This window comes from Terrabacter sp. 01T434, from assembly GCF_056398545.1.
Genome location: NZ_JBFTPP010000007.1, coordinates 142893 through 162164, shown reverse-complemented (window position 1 = coordinate 162164; position 19272 = coordinate 142893). Strand labels below are relative to the sequence as shown.

The 19272-nt window shown below is 70.8% G+C and carries 17 protein-coding genes; 11 read left to right on the top strand and 6 right to left on the bottom strand.

Annotated features, from left to right (window positions below; translation table 11 throughout):
• The first annotated feature begins 80 nt into the window (after positions 1–80).
• The 3 genes from AC1DIW_RS15960 to AC1DIW_RS15950 are packed head-to-tail and all read left to right on the top strand — an operon-like array spanning position 81 to position 3293.
• Entirely contained in the window at positions 81–1916 is a 1836-nt protein-coding gene (locus tag AC1DIW_RS15960; RefSeq protein WP_478109378.1) for a glycoside hydrolase family 15 protein, read from the top strand.
• Positions 1903–2604: a maleylpyruvate isomerase family mycothiol-dependent enzyme gene (locus AC1DIW_RS15955; RefSeq protein WP_478109377.1), complete on the top strand. Its 702-nt coding sequence runs from the start codon at positions 1903–1905 to the stop codon at positions 2602–2604. Before AC1DIW_RS15960 ends, AC1DIW_RS15955 begins: the two co-directional genes overlap by 14 nt.
• Positions 2601–3293, top strand: coding sequence for an MBL fold metallo-hydrolase (locus AC1DIW_RS15950; protein WP_478109501.1), 693 nt, complete (start codon positions 2601–2603; stop codon positions 3291–3293). Before AC1DIW_RS15955 ends, AC1DIW_RS15950 begins: the two co-directional genes overlap by 4 nt.
• A gap of 74 nt (positions 3294–3367) precedes the next feature.
• Here AC1DIW_RS15950 and AC1DIW_RS15945 read toward each other — a convergent pair whose 3' ends face one another.
• From AC1DIW_RS15945 to AC1DIW_RS15935, 3 genes are all read right to left on the bottom strand, one after another.
• Entirely contained in the window at positions 3368–4771 is a 1404-nt protein-coding gene (locus tag AC1DIW_RS15945) for a sensor histidine kinase (protein WP_478109375.1), read from the bottom strand.
• A 25-nt stretch (positions 4772–4796) separates the two neighbouring features.
• Positions 4797–6455, bottom strand: coding sequence for an NAD(P)/FAD-dependent oxidoreductase (locus tag AC1DIW_RS15940; protein ID WP_478109373.1), 1659 nt, complete (start codon positions 6453–6455; stop codon positions 4797–4799).
• 108 nt (positions 6456–6563) lie between these two features.
• The gene (locus AC1DIW_RS15935) at positions 6564–6881 is read right to left on the bottom strand and encodes a hypothetical protein (RefSeq protein ID WP_442278066.1); all 318 of its coding nucleotides are present in this window, start codon (positions 6879–6881) and stop codon (positions 6564–6566) included.
• Positions 6882–7037: 156 nt separating this feature from the next.
• Between AC1DIW_RS15935 and AC1DIW_RS15930 the strand changes: the two genes are divergently transcribed.
• From AC1DIW_RS15930 to AC1DIW_RS15915, 4 genes are all read left to right on the top strand, one after another.
• A complete protein-coding gene (locus tag AC1DIW_RS15930) occupies positions 7038–7829 on the top strand; it encodes a C40 family peptidase (protein ID WP_442278065.1) in 792 nt (263 codons plus the stop codon).
• Entirely contained in the window at positions 7826–8701 is an 876-nt protein-coding gene (locus AC1DIW_RS15925; protein WP_442278064.1) for an EamA family transporter, read from the top strand. Before AC1DIW_RS15930 ends, AC1DIW_RS15925 begins: the two co-directional genes overlap by 4 nt.
• Positions 8702–8746: 45 nt before the next feature.
• Positions 8747–10150, top strand: coding sequence for an MFS transporter (locus AC1DIW_RS15920; RefSeq protein WP_478109370.1), 1404 nt, complete (start codon positions 8747–8749; stop codon positions 10148–10150).
• Positions 10151–10342: 192 nt separating this feature from the next.
• Positions 10343–10597, top strand: coding sequence for a hypothetical protein (locus AC1DIW_RS15915; protein WP_442278062.1), 255 nt, complete (start codon positions 10343–10345; stop codon positions 10595–10597).
• A gap of 95 nt (positions 10598–10692) precedes the next feature.
• On the opposite strand, the gene AC1DIW_RS15910 is transcribed toward AC1DIW_RS15915, so the two are convergent.
• The 3 genes from AC1DIW_RS15910 to uvrB all read right to left on the bottom strand — a co-directional run bounded on the left by AC1DIW_RS15910 (position 10693) and on the right by uvrB (position 14426).
• Positions 10693–11691 (bottom strand): TerC family protein, encoded by a 999-nt coding sequence (locus AC1DIW_RS15910; protein WP_442278061.1) that lies wholly within the window; start codon positions 11689–11691, stop codon positions 10693–10695.
• 229 nt (positions 11692–11920) lie between these two features.
• Positions 11921–12301 carry an MmcQ/YjbR family DNA-binding protein gene (locus AC1DIW_RS15905; RefSeq protein ID WP_478109367.1) on the bottom strand — a complete coding sequence of 127 codons (381 nt, stop codon included), beginning with the start codon at positions 12299–12301 and terminating at the stop codon, positions 11921–11923.
• A 10-nt stretch (positions 12302–12311) separates the two neighbouring features.
• A complete protein-coding gene (gene uvrB / locus AC1DIW_RS15900) occupies positions 12312–14426 on the bottom strand; it encodes an excinuclease ABC subunit UvrB (protein WP_478109366.1) in 2115 nt (704 codons plus the stop codon).
• A 97-nt stretch (positions 14427–14523) separates the two neighbouring features.
• Between uvrB and AC1DIW_RS15895 the strand changes: the two genes are divergently transcribed.
• The 4 genes from AC1DIW_RS15895 to AC1DIW_RS15880 all read left to right on the top strand — a co-directional run bounded on the left by AC1DIW_RS15895 (position 14524) and on the right by AC1DIW_RS15880 (position 19264).
• Complete coding sequence (locus AC1DIW_RS15895) at positions 14524–15834, top strand: ROK family transcriptional regulator (RefSeq protein ID WP_478109365.1); 1311 nt, start codon at positions 14524–14526, stop codon at positions 15832–15834.
• A 166-nt stretch (positions 15835–16000) separates the two neighbouring features.
• Positions 16001–17374: an extracellular solute-binding protein gene (locus AC1DIW_RS15890; protein WP_478109363.1), complete on the top strand. Its 1374-nt coding sequence runs from the start codon at positions 16001–16003 to the stop codon at positions 17372–17374.
• Between the two features lies 1 nt (position 17375).
• Positions 17376–18332 (top strand): carbohydrate ABC transporter permease, encoded by a 957-nt coding sequence (locus AC1DIW_RS15885; protein ID WP_478109361.1) that lies wholly within the window; start codon positions 17376–17378, stop codon positions 18330–18332.
• Entirely contained in the window at positions 18332–19264 is a 933-nt protein-coding gene (locus AC1DIW_RS15880; protein ID WP_478109359.1) for a carbohydrate ABC transporter permease, read from the top strand. The genes AC1DIW_RS15885 and AC1DIW_RS15880 overlap by 1 nt, the downstream gene beginning before the upstream one ends.
• The last annotated feature ends 8 nt before the right edge of the window (positions 19265–19272 follow it).

The window sequence follows — 19272 nt, the reverse complement described above, 5'->3', positions numbered from 1 at the left end:
GCGGACACCTCCCGTCCACCCCGCCCACACGCCTCCCGAGCCTCCCGCGCTCGCCCCGGCGGGACGGCATACTCGATCCCATGAGTCAGCACGTGCCGACGCCGATCGAGGACTACGCCGTGCTCGGCGACCTCGGCACCGCCGCCCTCGTCAGCCGTCGCGGCTCGGTCGACTGGCTGTGCCTGCCCCGCTTCGACTCGCGGGCCTGCTTCGCGGCGCTGCTCGGCACCCCCGACAACGGGCGCTGGCTCATCACCCCAGCCGACCCCGACGCGGTGACGACCCGCAGCTACGTCGGCAACTCGTTCGTGCTGGAGACGACCCACGAGACGGCCACCGGGCGGATCCGCGTGACGGACCTCATGCCCCTCGGTGACGGTCGCTCCGACCTGCTGCGCCGCGTCGAGGGCCTCGAGGGAACCGTCCGGGTGCTCCACGAGTGGACGGTGCGGTTCGACTACGGCCGCACGCGCCCCTGGGTGGCCCGGCACACCGACGACCGCCGAGACCGCGTCGACGAGGTGATCACGGCCATCGCGGGCCCCGACATGCTCGTGCTGCGCGGCGCCCGGCTCCCCCACGCCCAGAAGGGCCACCACGTCGACGAGTTCGACGTCACGGCCGGCCAGACCTTCACCTTCTCGACGACGTGGTTCCGCAGCTACGACCCCATCCCCCCACCGCTGCGGGTCCGGGCCCGCATCCGCGAGACGATCGCGCGGAGCGAGGTGTATGCCGCCCACAGCGACTACGTGGGTCCCTATGCCAAGGCCGTGACGCGCTCGCTCCTCGTCCTCCGCGGTCTGACCCACCAGAAGACCGGCGGCATCGTCGCGGCGCCGACCACCTCCCTCCCCGAGGAGTTCGGTGGCGAGCGCAACTGGGACTACCGCTTCTGCTGGCTGCGCGACGCCGCGCTGACGCTCGAGGCGCTGCTCGGCTGCGGCTACCTCGAGGAGACCGCGCTGTGGCGCAACTGGTTGCTGCGAGCCATCGCCGGGGACCCGCAGGACATGCAGATCATGTATCGCGTCGACGGCGGACGTGACCTCCCCGAGCGGGTGCTCGGGCACCTGCCGGGGTATGCCGCGTCGCGTCCGGTGCGCATCGGCAACGCCGCCGTCGACCAGCGACAGACCGATGTGCTCGGCGAGGTCCTCATCGCACTCGGGCATGCGCGGTCGCGCGGGCTCGAGGAGACCGACGACTCGTGGAACCTGCAGTGCGCCCTCGTCAACCACCTCGCCGAGCACTGGGAGGAGGCCGACAACGGACTGTGGGAGATCCGCGGCCCGCTGCGGCACTTCACCCACTCCCGCGCCATGGTGTGGGCCGCCTTCGACCGTGCCGTCCGTGCTGTCGAGGAGCACGGTCTCCACGGGCCCGTCGAGCGGTGGCGGGAGCTGCGCGACCGGGTGCGCGACGAGGTCCTGACGAAGGGGTTCGACGCCGAACGGAACACCTTCGTCCAGCACTACGACACGACCGAGGTCGACGCGTCGCTGCTGATGCTGTCGTCCATCGGCATCGTCGACGGCGACGACCCGCGGATGCTCGGCACCATCGCTGCCGTCGAGGCCGACCTGATGCGCGGTGGGCTGGTCCTGCGCTACCGGACCGACACCGGCGTCGACGGCCTCTCCGGCGACGAGCACCCCTTCCTGGCGTGCTCCTTCTGGCTCGTGACGGCCTACGCGCGGGCGGGTATGACGACGCAGGCCACCGAGCTGATGGACCGCCTCGTGGGCCTGACCAACGACGTCGGCCTGCTGTCCGAGGAGTACGACCCCATCGGGGAGCGCATGGTGGGCAACTTTCCCCAGGCGTTCTCGCACCTGACGCTGGTCGGCGCCGCGCTGGCGCTGGCGAAGGCGGCCAAAGTGGAGACGAGAGAGGCAACGCATGCGGCACGCTGACGTGACACCCGAGCTGGTCGCCGCCGAGACGGACCGCCTGGTCTCGACGGCGGCGTCGTTCCGCAACGACGCCGTCCTCGCGCCGTCCCTGTGCGAGGGATGGTCCCGGGGCCACGTCCTGTCGCACCTCGCCCGCAACGCGGACGCCCTCGTCCGCGTGTGCGACGTGGCCCTGACGGGCAGCCCCGGCACGATGTACGACGATGTCGCGTCGCGAGACGCCGACATCGAGCGCGGGGCCCGCCGCGCGGCCGACGACCAGGCCTCCGACCTCCGGACCACCGCGGCGCGCCTCGCCCAGCGGCTCGAGGCACTGCGACCCGAGCACTCCGAGGTGCGGGTCGAGCGGACTCCCGGCGGATTTCCCGTCGCGGTTGGGGTCGTGCCGTTCATGCGGCTGCGCGAGCTCGTCTTCCACCACGTCGACCTCGACGCGGGCTACACCTTCGCGAGCGCCCCCGCAGAGGTCGTGGCGCTCTTCGTACGCGACGCGGCCAACCGCCTCGCCCACGCCGACGCGCCGCCTTCGCTCCACATCGTCACGGACGAGGGCGACGACCACGTCGTGGGTGGAGGGGCGACGCGGGTGACGGGCTCAGCTGCGCAGGTGCTGCTGTGGCTCGCCCGCGGACGCACCGACGGCGTCCGCTTCGACGGGCCCGTCCCGACCCTTCCCTTCGGAGGCTGACCGTGACCGACCAGGACGACTCCTACACCGGGCACGTCACCGCCGCCGGGCCGGCCGGGGTGCGCCGGCTGCCCGCCCTGACCATCCGCAAGTGCGAGGTGGGCGGCTTCGGCAACAACGCCTACCTGCTCACCTGTCGGTCGACCGGTGAGCAGCTGCTCGTGGACGCGGCCGCCGAGCCGGACCGGCTGCTCGAGCTCGTCGCCTCGGGCGGGGAGGGACTCGCCACCGTCGTCACGACCCACCAGCACCACGACCACGTCGGCGCGCTCGCCGAGGTCGTGGCGGCGACCGGTGCCCGCACGGTCGCCGGGGCCGACGATGCCGACGCGCTCCCCGTCCCGGTTGACGTGCGTGTCGCGCACGGCGACATGGTGTCCTTCGGCGACATCACCCTCGACGTCGTCCACCTCCGCGGCCACACGCCGGGCTCGATCGCCCTGGCCTACGCCGACCCCGACGACGCGGCCGGTCACACCCATCTCTTCACCGGTGACAGCCTCTTCCCCGGTGGCGTCGGTAATACGAAGAACCCGGGCCAGAGCTTCGACTCGCTCATCGACGACGTCACGACCCGTGTCTTCGACGTCTACGACGACGACACGTGGTTCTACCCCGGGCACGGCGACGACTCGACGCTCGGCGCCGAGCGACCGCACCTCGACGAGTGGCGCGCCCGCGGCTGGTGACCCGCTGAGCCGAGCGGACGGCATACTCCCGCGATGCCCGGGTGAAGGCGTATGCCGTCGCGTCCACGACGTCGTCAGGGCGACGGTGCGTGGGGGCCCTCGACGGGCAGCCGGACCCGCAGGCGTGTGTCGCCCGGCCGGGACTCGATCTCGACCGAGCCGCCGTGGCGCTCGACGACGATGCGGTGGGCGATGTCGAGGCCGAGGCCGGTCCCCCGCCCGACCTCCTTGGTCGTGTAGAAGGGCTCGAACGCGCGCTGCTGCACCTCGGGGGGCATGCCCGCCCCGGTGTCACCGACCTCGACGACGACGGCGTCCCCGTCCCGACGCGTCGTGACGGTGAGGGTGCCGGTCCCGTCCATCGCGTCGACGGCGTTGTCGACGAGGTTGGTCCACACCTGGTTGAGCTCGCCGGGCAGGCCGTCGACGAGCGGCACGTCGGCGCCCCAGTCACGCACGACCGTGATCCCGGGCCGCAGCCGCGGGCCCATGACGAGCAGGGTGCTTTCGAGTCCCTCCCGGACGTCGACCCGCTGGTGCGAGGCCCGGTCCATCTGGGAGTAGGACTTGATCCCGGCGACCAGCTCGGAGACCCGACGGGTCGACTCGCGCACCTCCGCCAGCAGCGATGAGACGTCGATGGTGCGCGCGACCCAGCCCAACGACGCCTCGAGCCCGTCGCCCGGGGACACCGCGGCCGCCCGCTCGAGCCAGTCGACGTCGGCGCCGGCGGAGACGAGGGAGGCCGCGAGCTCCCACGGGCGCGCGACCCCGGAGCCGTCGAGCCACTCCCCCAGCTCCTCCTCCCGGTCGGCCGTCTCGAGGGGGTCCGGCAGCGCCGTCAAGGGCGCGAGCTCGCGACGCAAGGCGTCGAGCTCGCCGAACTGCGTCGCGGTCACGCCGCTCGTCGCCATCTGGCGCAACGCGTCGAGCAGGCCGTCGCAGGCGCGCTCGAGCTCGGCGGCCGAGCGTGCGGCCGCTGCCGCAGGGTTGTTGATCTCATGGGCCAGCCCGGCTGCGAGAGTCCCGAGCGTGACGAGTCCGCTGCGCTGGCGGGCCGTCGCCTCGATCGACCTCGCCGTGCCGTAGAGGCCGGCGACGAGATGCGCGGCGAAGGGGAACCACAGGTTGGCCAGCTCGTGGAGGCGCTCGGCCGGGACGCGCAGCAGCCGGCCCGCCACGACGCCCCGCGCCGTCGCGAGGTAGACGCCGTGCTCGTCCCAGGCCCGGAAGCCGCCCGCCCAGCGACCCGGCACGTCCATCCGGCCGACGACGACGTCCTCACGGCCGATGTGGCGCGACAGGTCGAGCGTCCCGTCGACGACGACCCACCAGTAGTCGGCGCGGTCGCCCTCGGTCCAGACCACCTCGCCGGGGACGATGGGAACCTCCGCGCCACCGGCGAGCAGCTCCTCGAGCTGGTCGTCGCGCAGCCCGTCGAAGAGCGGCACCGTCCGCAGGTCGGAGAGCTCGAGCATCGCGGGGGTCCCGTCGGTCGGCTGGTCAGATGGTGGCGAGGTAGCGGTGGACGAAGTAGACCGACATCGAGCCCTCACCGACGGCCGAGGCGACCCGCTTCATCGAGTCCGAGCGCACGTCGCCCGCGGCGAAGACGCCGGGCAGGCTCGTCTCCAGGGCGAACGGCGGACGCGCGAGCGCCCACCGGTGTGCCTGCCGACCGGTGACGAGGTCGTGCCCGGTCACCACGAAGCCGTGGTCGTCGCGCACGACGTCGGCACCGAGCCAGTCGGTCCGTGGCGAGGCGCCGATGTAGACGAAGAGCCAGGCGGCGTCGACCTCCGTCGTGGCGCCGGTGTGCCGGTCCGAGAGGGTCAGCCGCTCGAGGTGGCCGTCACCGGCCGCCCCGACGACCTCGGTGCGGCACAGGACGCGGATGCGCTCGTCGGCCCGGATCCGCTGGACGAGGTACTGCGACATGCTCGCCTCGAGCGCCTCACCGCGCACGACGAGCGTGACGCGGCTGGCATAGCGGGCCAGGTTGAGGACCGCCTGACCGGCGGAGTTGGCCGCGCCCACGACGTAGACCTCGTCCCCCGCGCAGGCCGCTGCCTGGCCGGCGTTCGAGCCGTAGTGGACGCCGCGCCCGGCCAGTGTGTCGATGCCTGGGGCGTCGAGCCGACGGTAGGAGACGCCGGTCGCGAGCACGACGCTGCGGGCCTCGATGTCGTCGGCGCCCTCGAGGCGGACGGCGCGCACGGGGCCCCGGGCCTCGAGGGCGACGACGTCCCGGGCCAGCACCATCTCGGCGCCGAACCGACGGGCCTGGGCGATGGCCCGCTGGGCGAGGTCGGCGCCGGACAGCCCGCGAGGGAAGCCGAGGTAGTTCTCGATGGCCGCACTCTGACCTGCCTGCCCGCCGGGGGCGTCGTGCTCGACGACGACGGTGCTCAGGCCCTCGGACGCGGCGTAGACCGCGGCAGCGAGGCCGGCCGGACCGCCGCCGACGATGCAGAGGTCGTAGAGGGCGCGCTCGGCGCGGGTGCGCAGCCCCAGGGCCGTCGCGACGGCGACCGGTGTCGGGGAGCGGAGGGTGTCGCCGTCGGGGACGAGAACGAGCGGCAGGTCCTCGGGCCCGGCGCCCGCGAGGTCGCGCAGGTGAGCCCCCTCCTCGTCCCGCTCGACGTCGAGCCAGACGTACGGCACGTGGTTGTTGGCGAGGAACGTCTTCACGAGGTGGCTCGCCTCGGACCACCGGTGGCCCACGACACGGACGTCGTTCGTGTGCTCGGGGTGCGCGTTGTGCCAGTCGGAGAGCAGGTCGTCGACGACGGGGTAGAGCCGGTCCTCGGGCGGGTCCCACGGCTTGAGGAGGTAGTGGTCGAGCCCGATGTCGTTGATCGCGGAGATCGCGACGTCCGTGTCGGCATACGCCGTCAGCAGCAGGAGCTTGGCGTCCGGGACATCGACCCGCACCCGGGCCAGCAGCTCGATGCCCGTCATCCCCGGCATCCGCTGGTCGGAGGCGACGAGCGCGAGGGGCTGGCCACGCAGGACGAGACGGGCCACCAGGTCGAGGGCCTCGGCCCCCGAGGAGGCGCGCAGGATGCGGTGCTCGGCGCCGTAGCGGGCCCGCAGGTCCCTCGCGATCGCGGCCGAGACCGGCGCGTCGTCGTCCACGGTGATGATCGCCGGTCTGGCCACTCGCTCAGCGTACGAGCGCGACCCACGGGTCGGGGGCGGGACGACGGGGTTCACGCCCGCGAGGTGCGCACGGCAGGGTGGGTGCGCCTCGTCGAGGGGTGGCGCCGGCTACTGAGCGTCCTCGAGGTCCGACGTGGTGTCCGGGTCGAGCGCGGCGATGAGCGACTCGAGCTCGGACCGGACGAAGTCGAGGTCCGCCGGGACGTTGGTCAGGAGGAGGTGCCGCCTCGGGTTGTTCGCGACCGAGAGGCCGACACCGAGGCGGGACCGGCCGTGTCGCTCCCGCCAGGCGTGCTCCAGGCGGGGGCCACCGGTCCAGTCCACCGGCGCGTGGAGCCAGCCCTGCACGTCGACGAGGTCGCCGTCGGGGCTGTGTCGTCGGTTCTTCGGGGGATCGAATCCCTCGAGGGTGATTCGCTCTGCCATACCTCTGACGGTACGGCTCCGGAGGACTGCGGACCAGTGGATCGTCGAGGTCGGCACGCATTTCGTTCGAGAACCGACACGTCCCTGTGGCGGGAGGTGGGTCCCACCGTCCGGGCCGCCCGAGCGCCGTCGTCCCGTGGTGCGAGGATGGCGGGCGTGAGCTCGCCCGTCGCCGTCAGCCCCGTCACGTCCACCCATGTCGTCCGCGTCCCGGTGACGACGGTCTGGTCCAGCCCCGAGAGTCCGCGCCTCGTCGACGCGCCTGTCGTGGCCGACGACCCGGACGTCGAAGGGTGGCTGGCCGCCCTGGACGCCAGGACCGCCGACGACGAGTCGGGCGACGGCCGTCTCGGTCTGCACGGCCGGGTCGAGACGCAGCTGCTCGAGGGTGAGCCCGTCTGCGTCACGGACACCTCCGGCTCGTGGTCCCGGGTGGTCGCCCCGTGGCAGCTCTCCCCCAAGGACGACCGCGGCTACCCGGGCTGGGTGCCGAGCGCCCATCTCACCCCGGTCGCCGGGTCCACCCCGGTAACCGCCCCGACGGCCGAGCTCGACGACGCGGTGCCCGACGGGGAGGACGCCGCCCACCCGGCCGTGGCCGAGGCCCGCCGGCACATCGGGCTGCCCTACCTCTGGTCCGGCGTCTCCCCCTTCGGCTTCGACTGCTCCGGCCTCGTCCTGCACACGTGGCGACGGATGGGCGTGGTCGTGGCTCGCGACGCGTACGCGCAGGCCGACTTCGCGGCAGCGGTGGAGCTCGACGCGGTCCGGCCGGGCGACCTCTACTTCTTCGCCCGACCCGGCCGGCGGATCCACCACGTCGGCATCGTCGTGCGCCCCGGTCGCATGGTCCACGCGTCCGAGACCGGCGGCGTCCTCGTCGAGGAGGACCTCCCGGCGGACCGCGTGGCCACCCTCGTGGCCGCCGGGCGCCTGCCGATGCCGTGAGCGTCGATCGCCGCAGCGCCCCCCTGCTCGTCCTCGCCGGAGTCGTCTCCGTCCAGTTCGGCGGTGCCTTCGCCGCCACGCTCGTCCCGCGGATCGGAGCCACCGGCTCGGTGCTCCTGCGGCTGCTCTTCGCCATGGTCATCCTGTATGCCGTCGCCCGGCCGTCGTGGCGTGGACGCAGCCGGTCCGACTGGGGCACGGTTGTGCTCTTCGGACTGGCGCTCGCCGCGATGAACACCTCGTTCTACGCCTCGCTGGCGCACCTGCCGATCGGTGTCGCCGTGACGATCGAGTTCCTCGGACCCCTCGGGCTCGCCGCCGCCCTGAGCAGACGTCCCCGGGACGTCATCGCCGTCGCCGCGGCCGCGGTCGGCGTCGTGCTCGTGTCCGGGGTGCTGCACACGTCGTGGAACCGGCTCGACCTCGTCGGTGTCGGCTTCGCCGCGCTCGCCGGAGTCATGTGGGCCGCCTACATCGTCCTCAGCCAACGCACCGGGAAGGCGTTCGGAGGCCTCGACGGTCTGGCGCTCGCACTGATCGTGTCGACGGTCGCTGTCGCTCCGCTGGGCCTGACCTCGGTAGACCGGTGGACGCCGGCCGACGTCGCCCTGGGCCTCGGCATCGCCGTCCTGTCGTCGGTGCTGCCCTACTCGCTCGAGCTCGTCGCCCTGCGCCACCTCGCCCAGCACGTGTTCGGCATCCTGCTCAGCCTCGAGCCCGTCGTGGCGGCGCTCGCCGGTCTCATCGTGCTCCACCAGGTCCTTGACCGCAGTCAGGTGGCCGGCATGGTGCTCGTCGTGCTCGCCAGTGCGGTCGTGCTCGGGGCACAGTCGCGTGCCGAGTCACCCGACGCAGCCCTGGGCCCCGGGTGATGACGGGGTTGACCTCACGTCGGCTCGAAGTCCTAGCCTCGCCGCATGGCCTCGGGCACGATGCACCCTGACGCGGCCTCGACCGTCCCCGACGACGGTGGCGGCATCATGTCCGCCGCGCTGCGGGCCACGACCGTCGGGGTGCTCGCCCTCGTCTCCCTGCACGCGTTCGAGGCCTTGGCCCTGACGACGGTGATGCCGACCATCGCCCGTGAGCTCGACGGCGCCTCCCTCTACGCCATGGCCTTCACGGCGACGCTCGCGTCCGGCCTCGTCAGCATCGTCTGGTCCGGCAACCTCGCCGACCGTCGAGGTCCCCGTTTGCCCCTGCTCCTCGGCCTGGCCCTCTTCGCCGCCGGTCTCGTCGTCGCCGGGCTCGCGCCGTCGATGGGGGTCCTCGTCGCCGCACGGGTCGTGCAGGGTCTGGGAGCCGGGATGACGAGCACCGCCCTCTACGTCCTCGTGACCCGCGTCTACCCGCAGCGCCTGCACACGGCGATCCTCGCCGGCTTCTCGGCGGCCTGGGTCGTTCCGTCAATAGCCGGCCCCTTCGTGGCCGGGCTCATCACCCAGACGATCGGCTGGCGCTGGGTCTTCGGCCTGGCCCTCGTCGTCCTCGTGGTCGCCGCGGTGCTCCTCGGGCGCATTCTCGCCGGGCTGCGGCAGGAGGTGGTCGAGGTGCCGTGGCGCACGCGCTCGATCGCCGCGTCGGTCGCCCTTGCCGTCGCCGTGCTCGCCCTCAACGGGGCCGCCGGCCGCCTCGACCCCCTCGGCATCACGTCCGGGGTGCTCGCGCTCGTCGTCGTGGCGCTCACCCTCCTGCCGCTGACGCCGCGCGGGACCCTGCGGGCGGCCCGTGGGCTGCCGACCGACATCGCCCTGCGCGCGCTCGCCTTCGCCGCCTTCAGCGGCGCGGAGGTCTACCTCCCGCGGCTGCTCACGGAGCGCGACGGTCTGAGCCCGAGCCTCGCCGGCGTCGCGCTGACGATCACCGGCGTGACGTGGTTCGTCGGCTCCTGGGTGCAGGGCCGCTGGGACCGCCACTTCGAGATCGGCCGCACGGCTGCGGTGTCGCTGGGTGCCATCACGCTCTCCCTCCTCGGGCTCGCCGCAGCCGTGGCTCTCGCCGCCCCCACCTGGGTCGTCATCGCCCTGTTTCCCGCGGTCGGCCTCGGGATCGGCACGCTCTACCCGCGGGTCACGGCCCAGGCCCTCGCCCGGTCCGGGGCGGGCGAGCAGGGCTTCGTCAGCTCGGCCCTGCAGATCGGCGACTCCTCGGGTGCTGCCACCGCCATCGCCGTATCGGCCATCGTCTTCGCCGGCGCCGGCTCCGCCGTTCCTGGTGCGTATGCCGTGGTCTTCGCCGTCATGGTCGTGCCCGCCCTCATCGGCTGGGTCGTCGCCCACCGGGTCCGCGGAGGCACCGCACCGTCGCCCGACCTGGGCTGACGGTCCACGTTGGGGGCGAAAGTCGTTCGTCCGGTTCGGGACCTAGGTCCCTGCCGCCCGGAGTGGAGAGAACGTATCTTCGCAGTCACGACCCACACCTCGAGCGCCACCCGATCGGGGCGCGACGTGTGGGCCGCGCTTCCCCTCCCAGCTGACGACACCGGCCGTGCCCAGCACGGCTTTGGAGTTCACATGTCCAACCTGCAGAACCTGCTCGCTCCCGCCGAGGAATCGACCGCGAACATGTCCGACATGAGCATCCGCGAGCTCATCGGCGCCCTCAAGTCCACCGAGGACCGCTTGCGTCACCTGCCCACGTTCGTCCCGATGGGTGGACGACTCGTCACCAATCCCGAGCGGCGTCTACTGCTGCGGCACCAGCGCGCCGTCATCGCCAGCCTGCGCCGACGGCGCGCCACCCTCCGGTTGCCGGTGGCCGGCTCGTAGGTCCGGAGCCCGAGACTCAGCTCCCGCGGCGCAGCCTCACGGAGCGTCGTGCGTCGCCTGCGCGTCGAGGGCGGCCCGGCGCTCGGACGCAACCCTCAGCGGGCGGCGTCCGCCGGTTCGAGTCGGGCGTCGCGAGCTGACTTCCAGAGGCTGGCGACGGTCGTGACACCGAGGATGAGCACGATGGCTCCCAGCGACACGAGGATCGGGATGTCCGGCACGCCCTCGATGGGCCGGCCGCCGTTGATGAACGGCAGGTTGTTCTCGTGGAGGGCGTGCATGACGAGCTTGACGCCGATGAAGGCGAGCAGCACGGCCAGACCGATGCTGAGGTAGACGAGCTTCTTGAGCAGGCCGCCGATGAGGAAGTAGAGCTGCCGCAGACCCATGAGGGCGAAGATGTTGGCCGTCAGGACGAGGAACGGTTCCTTCGTCAGCCCGTAGATCGCGGGGATGGAGTCGAGCGCGAAGAGCAGATCGGTCGTGCCGAGCGCGAGGATGACGACGAGCATCGGGGTGATGAGGCGCTTGCCGTTCTCGATCACCGTGAGTCGCGTGCTGTTCCACTCCTTGGTGGCCGGGAAGCGCTTCTCGATCCAGAGGATCAGGCGGTTCTCGTGGTACTCGTCGTCGTCGCTCTCGCCGCCGGTGGCGAGCTTGACGGCGGTGTAGACGAGGAACGCGCCGAAGATGTAGAAGACCCAGGAGTACGCGTTGATGACGACGGCTCCCAGCGCGATGAAGATGCCGCGCAGGATGATCGCGATGACGATGCCGACCATGAGCGCCGACTGCTGCAGCTTCTGCGGCACCTTGAAGCTGGCCATGATGAGCAGGAAGACGAAGAGGTTGTCGACCGACAGGGAGTACTCCGTCAGCCAGCCGGCATAGAACTCGCCGGCGTACTGGCCGCCCCACTCGAACCACACGAAGAGGCCGAACAGCACGGCCGCCCCGACGTAGAAGGCGAGGTGTCGACCTGCCTCGGCCATCGACGGGACGTGCGGACGCCTCGCGATGACGAAGATGTCGATGAGCAGGAACACGGCCATCAGGCCGATCGTGAGGAACCAACCCCAAACGGGAATGTTCATTGGGCACAACCTTCCGGTCACCAGATCAGTAACCGGAGGTCTCTCCCGCCCGACCTGGAGTCGGACCGACGGGACCGGGAGAGGCGGTGAGACCCACTCCGTGATGACGAGCCCGTCGTGTCGGGGATACTCCCCTCCGTGAACGCCTGAGTCTTTCACTCCGGCGGTCGTGCCTCAAATCAGGACCGCCCCTCGGGCGCGGCGGCGGTCCAGGTCAGTGCTCCCCGTGTCAGTGCTCCCCGTGGGCGGTGCCCGGGCGAGAACGCCGTGGAAGCCCGGAGACGACGATGTCGTAGGAGTTCTCGATCGCCTCGAGCAGCTCGTCCTCGTCGATGGCCCCGGTGGTGCGCAGGGTGTTCCAGCCGTGTCGGCCGATGTAGGCCATGACGGTCGCGTCGCCCGGGTAACGGTGCAGCCACTCGTCGGCCTCGGTGCGACTGCGGGCACTCTTGACCCCGATCGACTCCGCGCCGAGGAAGACGAAGATCTTGTCGCCCACCTTGGCGACCGTGTCACCGTCCCAGGGCGAGTCCTCCCAGGCCCCGGGAAGAGCGAGGGCGGCGGCCCGCAGCCGGGCGGCCACCTGTCCCTGGGACACCCCCCTCGTCATCGTCCGCTCCTCACCGCGTCGCGGCACTCATCTGCCGCAGCTCCTTCTTCAGCTCGCCGATCTCGTCGCGCAACCTGGCGGCCAGCTCGAAGTGCAGCTCCGCCGCCGCCTGGTGCATCTGCGTCGTGAGCTCCTGGATGAGCCCGGCGAGGTCCGCCGCGGCCATGTCCGCCGGACGGTTGGTCGAGCCGCCCGCGGACACCCCGACGTCGGCCGCCATCGCGCCGCGCCCAGAGCCGCTCTTGCCACGGGACTGCATGCGCCCCGAGCCCAACAGCTCCTGGGTGTCGGCGTCCTCCCGCTCGAGCAGGTCGGTGATGTCGGCGATCTTCTTGCGCAGCGGCGTCGGGTCGATGCCGTGCTCGGTGTTGTAGGCGATCTGCTTCTCACGGCGCCGGTTGGTCTCGTCGAGCGCCTGCTCCATCGACGGCGTCATCTTGTCGGCGTACATGTGGACCTGGCCCGACACGTTGCGGGCCGCGCGCCCGATGGTCTGGATGAGCGACCGGGCGGAGCGGAGGAAACCCTCCTTGTCGGCGTCGAGGATCGACACGAGCGAGACCTCGGGCAGGTCGAGCCCCTCGCGGAGGAGGTTGATGCCGACGAGGACGTCGAAGACCCCGGTGCGCAGCTCACGCAGCAGCTCGACGCGGCGCAGGGTGTCGATGTCGCTGTGGAGGTAGCGGACCCGGATCCCCTTGTCGAGGAGGTAGTCGGTGAGGTCCTCGGCCATCTTCTTCGTCAGGGTCGTGACGAGGACGCGCTCGTTGCGCTTCGTGCGCTCCTGGATCTCGTGCATGAGGTCGTCGATCTGGCCCTTGGTCGGCTTGAGCACGACCTCGGGGTCGATGAGGCCCGTGGGGCGGATGATCTGCTCGACCGGCGGGCCGGACTTGGCCAGCTCGTACTCCCCCGGCGTCGCCGAGAGGTAGACGGTCTGGCCGATGCGCTCGAGGAACTCCTCCCACTTCAGCGGGCGGTTGTCCATGGCGCTCGGCAGTCGGAACCCGTGCTCGACGAGCATCCGCTTGCGGGACATGTCGCCTTCGTACATCGCACCGATCTGGGGCACCGTCTGGTGCGACTCGTCCAGGACGAGCAGGAAGTCCTCGGGGAAGTAGTCGATGAGGCAGTTGGGGGCGGACCCGGAGGTGCGGCCGTCGATGTGGCGGCTGTAGTTCTCGATGCCGTTGCAGAAGCCGACCTGACGCATCATCTCGAGGTCGTAGGTCGTGCGCATGCGCAGGCGTTGGGCCTCGAGGAGCTTGCCCTGCTTCTCGAAGAGCGCCAGCTGGTCCTGCAGCTCGAGCTCGATGCCGCGGATGGCCCGCTCCATGCGCTCCGGTCCGGCGACGTAGTGCGAGGCCGGGAAGACGTACATCTCCTGCTCCTCGTTGACGACCTCTCCCGTCACCGGGTGCAGGGTGTAGATGCGCTCGATCTCGTCACCGAAGAACTCGATCCGGATCGCGAGCTCCTCGTAGACCGGGATGATCTCGACCGTGTCGCCCCGGACGCGGAACGTCCCGCGGGTGAAGGCGAGGTCGTTGCGGGTGTACTGCATCTCCACGAAACGCCGCAGCAGGTCGTCGCGCACGACCTCCTGACCGACCTTGAGCCGGGCCATCCGGTCGACGTACTCCTGAGGGGTGCCGAGACCGTAGATGCACGACACCGACGCGACGACGATGACGTCGCGACGGGTGAGCAGCGAGTTGGTGGCGGAGTGCCGCAGCCGCTCGACCTCGTCGTTGACCGAGCTGTCCTTCTCGATGTAGGTGTCGGTCTGCGGGATGTAGGCCTCGGGCTGGTAGTAGTCGTAGTAGCTGACGAAGTACTCGACGGCGTTGTTGGGCAACAGCTCCCGGAACTCGTTGGCCAGCTGCGCGGCGAGCGTCTTGTTGGGCGCCATGACGAGGGTCGGCCGCTGGACCTGCTCGATGAGCCAGGCCGTCGTCGCCGACTTGCCGGTGCCGGTGGCACCGAGCAGGACCGTGTCGGTGTCGCCGGCCTTGACGCGCCGCGCGAGCTCGGCGATCGCCGTCGGCTGGTCACCGCTCGGGGTGTACTCGGAGATCACCTCGAAGGGTGCCACCGTGCGCTGGAGGTCGGTCGTGGGACGCATGGCTCAACCGTACGTCGCACCTCCGACAGCGCCCACTCCCGGACCGGGATCGCGCGGCCTTCGCGGCTCCGCTCACGGCGCGTGTCACCATGAGCCCGTGAACCGCTCCGGGACCGCGACGCCCGCCTCGCAGACGGCGACTGCCCGGCGCGGTTCCAACCTGCCACGCGTCGGCGACTACAACCAGGTGGTCGTCCTGGAGGCCATCCGGCACCGCGTCGAAGGACTGAGCCGGGTGGAGATCGCGACTCTGACGGGCCTGTCGCCGCAGGCGGTCTCCAACATCTGCCGCCGTCTGCTCTCGACCGGGCTCGTCGTGGAGGCGGGAAAACGCGTGGCCGGCCCCGGCAAGCCCCGAACGCTGCTTCGCCTCGCCCCCCGTAGCCGGTTCGCCGTCGGGGTCCACCTGGACCCGGCTCTGATGACCTTCGTCGTCCTCGACCTCGTCGGCCGTCCCGTGGCCCGCTCGGTGCGGCCGCTCCGTCCGGGCCTGGGCCCCGACCAGGTGCTGACCGAGGTCGCCCAGGAGGTGTCCGCCCTCATCACGGCTTCCGGAGTCGAACCCGATCGAGTCGTCGGCCTCGGGGTGGCCGCACCGGGACCGGTGGACGCCTCGACCGGCACCCTGGTCCGTCCCCCCAACTTGCCGGGCTGGGACCGGGTCGCCATCCGCGACGCCCTGAGCGCAGCGACGAACCTGTGCGTCCTCCTCGACAAGGACGTCGTGGCCGCCGCGGTCGCCGAGCTCTGGACCGGCGCGATCGGAGAGCGGGGCAGTGCTGTCTTCTTCTACATCGGGACCGGAGTGGGTGCGGGTCTGGTCCTGGGTGGCGAGGTCTACCGTGGCCCGTCCGGCAACGCCGGAGAGATGGGCCACCTCCTCACCGATCCCGACGGCCCTCTCTGCGCGTGTGGTCAGCGTGGCTGCATCGGTGAGGCGTGTTCTCCACGCGTCCTCGTCGAGACGGCACGCCGTCGCGGCATCGGCCCGCTCGACCCACCTGACCGAATGACCGAGGACGACGGCAGAGCTGTGGACGTCGACCACCGGGATGTCATCGGCGATGCCTTCGGCAGGCTCTGTCAGCTGGCGAGGGGCGGGGACGCGGACGCCATCCAGTTGCTCGAGGCCATGGCCGAACGGTTCGCAAAGGCGGCCGCCGACGTGGTCGACCTGCTGGACCTGGACGAGGTCGTGTTCGGGGGCCCGCTCTGGGACGGACTGGCGCCCGTCTTCCTCCGCATCCTGCCCGACCTGCTCCGCTCGTCGGCTGCGGCCTCCACGATCCATTCCGTCACGGTGCGGGGCACGAGCGTGGGTGCCGATGTCGCCGCCGTGGGAGCGGCCTGCCTCGTGCTCGACGAGGCCTTCAGCCCTCGCTCGACGACCCTGCTCGTGACCCGCTAGGCCCAGGCGGGCTCTCGATTCGCCCCGCCTTCCCGAGAACGTGGGCCGTCGGCGCGAGCCCTCCCGAGGTGCGATCAGGCCCTTGACACCAATAACTCCATTTGATGTATAAAAGGCCGCAACGCGAGTCAAAGACGACTCGACCGGAGCAAAGGGGCCATCACTCATGAACCGCAGACACGGTGCCGTCGCGCTGAGCGCCGCCGCCCTCAGCATCTCCGTCGTCCTCGCGGGCTGCGGATCCTCCAGCTCAGGCGCCCCCGGACAGGGTGGTGGCGACGCCAACACCCTCACCGTCGCCTACCAGCGCACGTCGCAGTTCACGCAGCTCGACGCCGTCCTCAAGAAGGCCAAGACGGAGTATGAGGCAGCCCACCAGGGCAAGAAGGTCAACCTCGTGCCGATCGAGGCCGAGCAGGACCAGTACTTCACCAAGCTCGCCCTGATGAACCGTTCGGCGTCCACCGCTCCCGACGTCATCTACGAGGACAGCTTCCAGGTGCGCTCCGACGCAGCGGCAGGCTACCTCTCCCCCATCGACGAGCAGCTGGCCAAGTGGGCCGACTGGTCGCAGTTCGACGACACCGCGAAGCAGGCCGGACTCGGGGACGACGGCAAGACGTACGGCGTCTCCATGGGAACCGACACCCGTGCTCTCTACTACAACAAGAAGCTCTTCGCCCAGGCCGGGCTCCCGACGCAGTGGCAGCCGAAGACGTGGGACGACGTGCTCACCGCTGCCCGGACGATCAAGACCAAGCTCCCTGGCGTCACCCCCCTCAACATCTACGCCGGCAAGTCCAACGGCGAGGGCACCTCGATGCAGGGCTTCGAGATGCTGCTCTACGGCACCGACAGCACCCTCTTCGACACCAGCTCGAAGAAGTGGGTCACGGGCTCCAAGGGGTTCAAGGACTCCCTCGGCTTCTACAAGACCGTGTACGGCGAGAAGCTCGGGCCGAACCTCGACCTCGCCCTCGATGCCACGGTCGGCAGCCGGGTCTCCACCGAGCTGCTGCCGAAGGGCAAGCTCGCGATCGCGCTCGACGGTTCGTGGATGCCCGGGCAGTGGATCAAGGGTGACAACGCCTGGCCCGAGTGGGAGCAGTCGATCGGCTACGCGCCCATGCCGACGCAGAACGGCCAGCAGCCGGGCTCGACGTCCATGTCAGGAGGCTGGCTGCTGTCGGTCGGCGCCCACGCGCCCGACAAGCAGGCCGCCGTCGACTTCATCGGTGTGGCGCTCAACCGCGAGAACGCGCTGAAGTACGACACGGAGAACAGCCAGATCGCGGTGCGCAAGGATGTCGCGAGCGACCCCAAGTACCTCGCCTACAACCCGTCCTTCAAGTTCTTCTCGTCGCTCGTCCCGGTGACGCACTTCCGCCCCGCGACGCCGGACTACAGCCAGATCTCCGGTGCGATCCAGGTCGCCGTCGAGTCGGTGGCGACGGGAGCCGCCACTCCGGACGCCGCCACGCAGACGTACGACCAGAGCCTGCTGGGCATCGTCGGCCAGGACAAGACCCAGGCAGGCTGAGATGACCGCCCTGGACACTCAGGGCCCGACGCGTCGGGAGCCGGCTCCGGTCGGCTCCCGTCCCGGCGGACCCGGCGCACCCGTGAAGGGGCGGGCGCGGGCGGCCCTGCGGCTGCTGCCGCTCAGCCCCGCGATCGTCCTGATGGCGATCTTCCTCGCAGGCCCCATCGGGTACGCGCTCTACGGCTCGCTCACCAACGCGGCCATGTCGGGCTACCGTGCCGCCAACCCGGACTTCGTCGGTCTCGACAACTACACGCGACTACTGTCGAGCGGCCAGTTCTGGGAGTCGGCCTGGCTCACGCTGCTCTTCGTCGTGGCCTCTGCGGTGATCGGCCAGAACGTCCTCGGGATGGCGCTGGCGCTGCTGCTGCGCGCCGGTCCCAAGCGGCTCGGCTCCCTCGTCAGCGCCCTCGTCGTCATGGCCTGGGTGCTCCCCGAGATCGTCGCCGCCTTCACCTTGTATGCGTTCTTCTCCTCCCAGGGCACGCTCAACACCGCCCTGGGCTGGCTGGGGCCCGACGGCCCGTCGTGGTTGATCCTGTTCCCGATGCTCTCGGTCATCCTCGCCAACGTGTGGCGCGGCACGGCCTTCTCGATGATGGTCTACAACGCCGCCCTGGCCGAGGTCCCACCGGAGATCACCGAGTCGGCGCAGATCGACGGCGCGAACGCCCTGCAGCGCTTCAGCCGCATCACGCTGCCGATGATCCGGCGTGCGATCGCCACGAACATGATGCTGACCACGTTGCAGACGCTCGGCGTCTTCACGTTGATCTGGGTCATGACGGGAGGAGGCCCCGGCACGAAGAGCTCGACGTTGCCCGTTCTCGCCTTCCAGCAGGCCTTCAAGTTCGCCCAGGTCGGCTACGGCACCGCCATCGCCACCGTGACGCTTGTCATCGGCGCGGCCTTCGCCCTCGTCTACGTCCGCGTCCTCAAGCCGGAGGTCGACTGATGACCGAGTCCACCACCCAGGCCTCGCGCCGCGAGCCGTCGCGCGTGGCCGCCGCGGCGGGCACCGTCGCTGCCCCGGCGCCGAGTCCGGCTCCGCCACAGCTGTCGTCGCCCACGCGCAAGGGGTCCTCCCTCGCTGCGGGTGCCGCTCTCGTCATCGTCGCCGTCGCGTTCATCGTGCCGCTGGCCTGGTTGCTGCTGGCGTCGATCAACCCCTCTGCCACCGTGTCGGTCACGGTCCCCACGTCACCAACGCTCGAGAACTACCGCACCGTGCTGACGCCCGAGCTCACCTTCACACCGCTGCTCAACTCGCTCGTCATCTCGGGCAGCACGGCGCTGATCACGGTCCTGGTGGCGGTCCTCGCGGCATACCCCCTCTCGCGGTACAGGATGCGGTTCAACCGCAGCTTCCTCTACACGATCCTCTTCGGCAGCTGCCTGCCGATCACCGCGGTCATGGTGCCCGTCTACGCACTCTTCGTCACCCTCGGCCTGCTCGACTCGATGCCCGGCACCATCCTCTTCCTCGCGGCGACGTCGCTGCCGATGGCGGTGTGGATGATGAAGAACTTCATGGACAGCGTGCCGGTCTCGCTCGAGGAGGCCGCATGGGTCGACGGCGCCAGCGCGATGCAGGCGCTGCGCCGGGTCGTCGTCCCATTGATGCGACCTGGCCTCGCCGTCGTCTTCATCTTCGTCTTCACCCAGGCATGGGGGAACTTCTTCGTCCCCTTCGTGCTGCTCCTCGACCCGGCGAAACAGCCTGCTGCCGTGTCGATCTACACCTTCTTCGGCACCAACGGCGCGATCGCGTACGGCCAGCTGGCCGCGTTCTCGGTGCTCTACTCCGTGCCGGTGCTCGTGCTGTACCTGCTGGTCCAACGCCTCGCGGGGGGCTCCTTCGCCCTCGCCGGCTCCGTCAAAGGTTGAGAGGAATC

Coding starts and splice junctions, on each gene's coding strand:
- AC1DIW_RS15960 (WP_478109378.1), top strand. CDS start 81: ATGAGTCAGCACGTGCCGACGCCGATCGAGGACTACGCCGTGCTCGGC.
- AC1DIW_RS15955 (WP_478109377.1), top strand. CDS start 1,903: ATGCGGCACGCTGACGTGACACCCGAGCTGGTCGCCGCCGAGACGGAC.
- AC1DIW_RS15945 (WP_478109375.1), bottom strand. CDS start 4,771: ATGCTCGAGCTCTCCGACCTGCGGACGGTGCCGCTCTTCGACGGGCTG.
- AC1DIW_RS15935 (WP_442278066.1), bottom strand. CDS start 6,881: ATGGCAGAGCGAATCACCCTCGAGGGATTCGATCCCCCGAAGAACCGA.
- AC1DIW_RS15920 (WP_478109370.1), top strand. CDS start 8,747: ATGGCCTCGGGCACGATGCACCCTGACGCGGCCTCGACCGTCCCCGAC.
- AC1DIW_RS15915 (WP_442278062.1), top strand. CDS start 10,343: ATGTCCAACCTGCAGAACCTGCTCGCTCCCGCCGAGGAATCGACCGCG.
- AC1DIW_RS15910 (WP_442278061.1), bottom strand. CDS start 11,691: ATGAACATTCCCGTTTGGGGTTGGTTCCTCACGATCGGCCTGATGGCC.
- AC1DIW_RS15905 (WP_478109367.1), bottom strand. CDS start 12,301: ATGACGAGGGGGGTGTCCCAGGGACAGGTGGCCGCCCGGCTGCGGGCC.
- uvrB (WP_478109366.1), bottom strand. CDS start 14,426: ATGCGTCCCACGACCGACCTCCAGCGCACGGTGGCACCCTTCGAGGTG.
- AC1DIW_RS15890 (WP_478109363.1), top strand. CDS start 16,001: ATGAACCGCAGACACGGTGCCGTCGCGCTGAGCGCCGCCGCCCTCAGC.
- AC1DIW_RS15885 (WP_478109361.1), top strand. CDS start 17,376: ATGACCGCCCTGGACACTCAGGGCCCGACGCGTCGGGAGCCGGCTCCG.
- AC1DIW_RS15880 (WP_478109359.1), top strand. CDS start 18,332: ATGACCGAGTCCACCACCCAGGCCTCGCGCCGCGAGCCGTCGCGCGTG.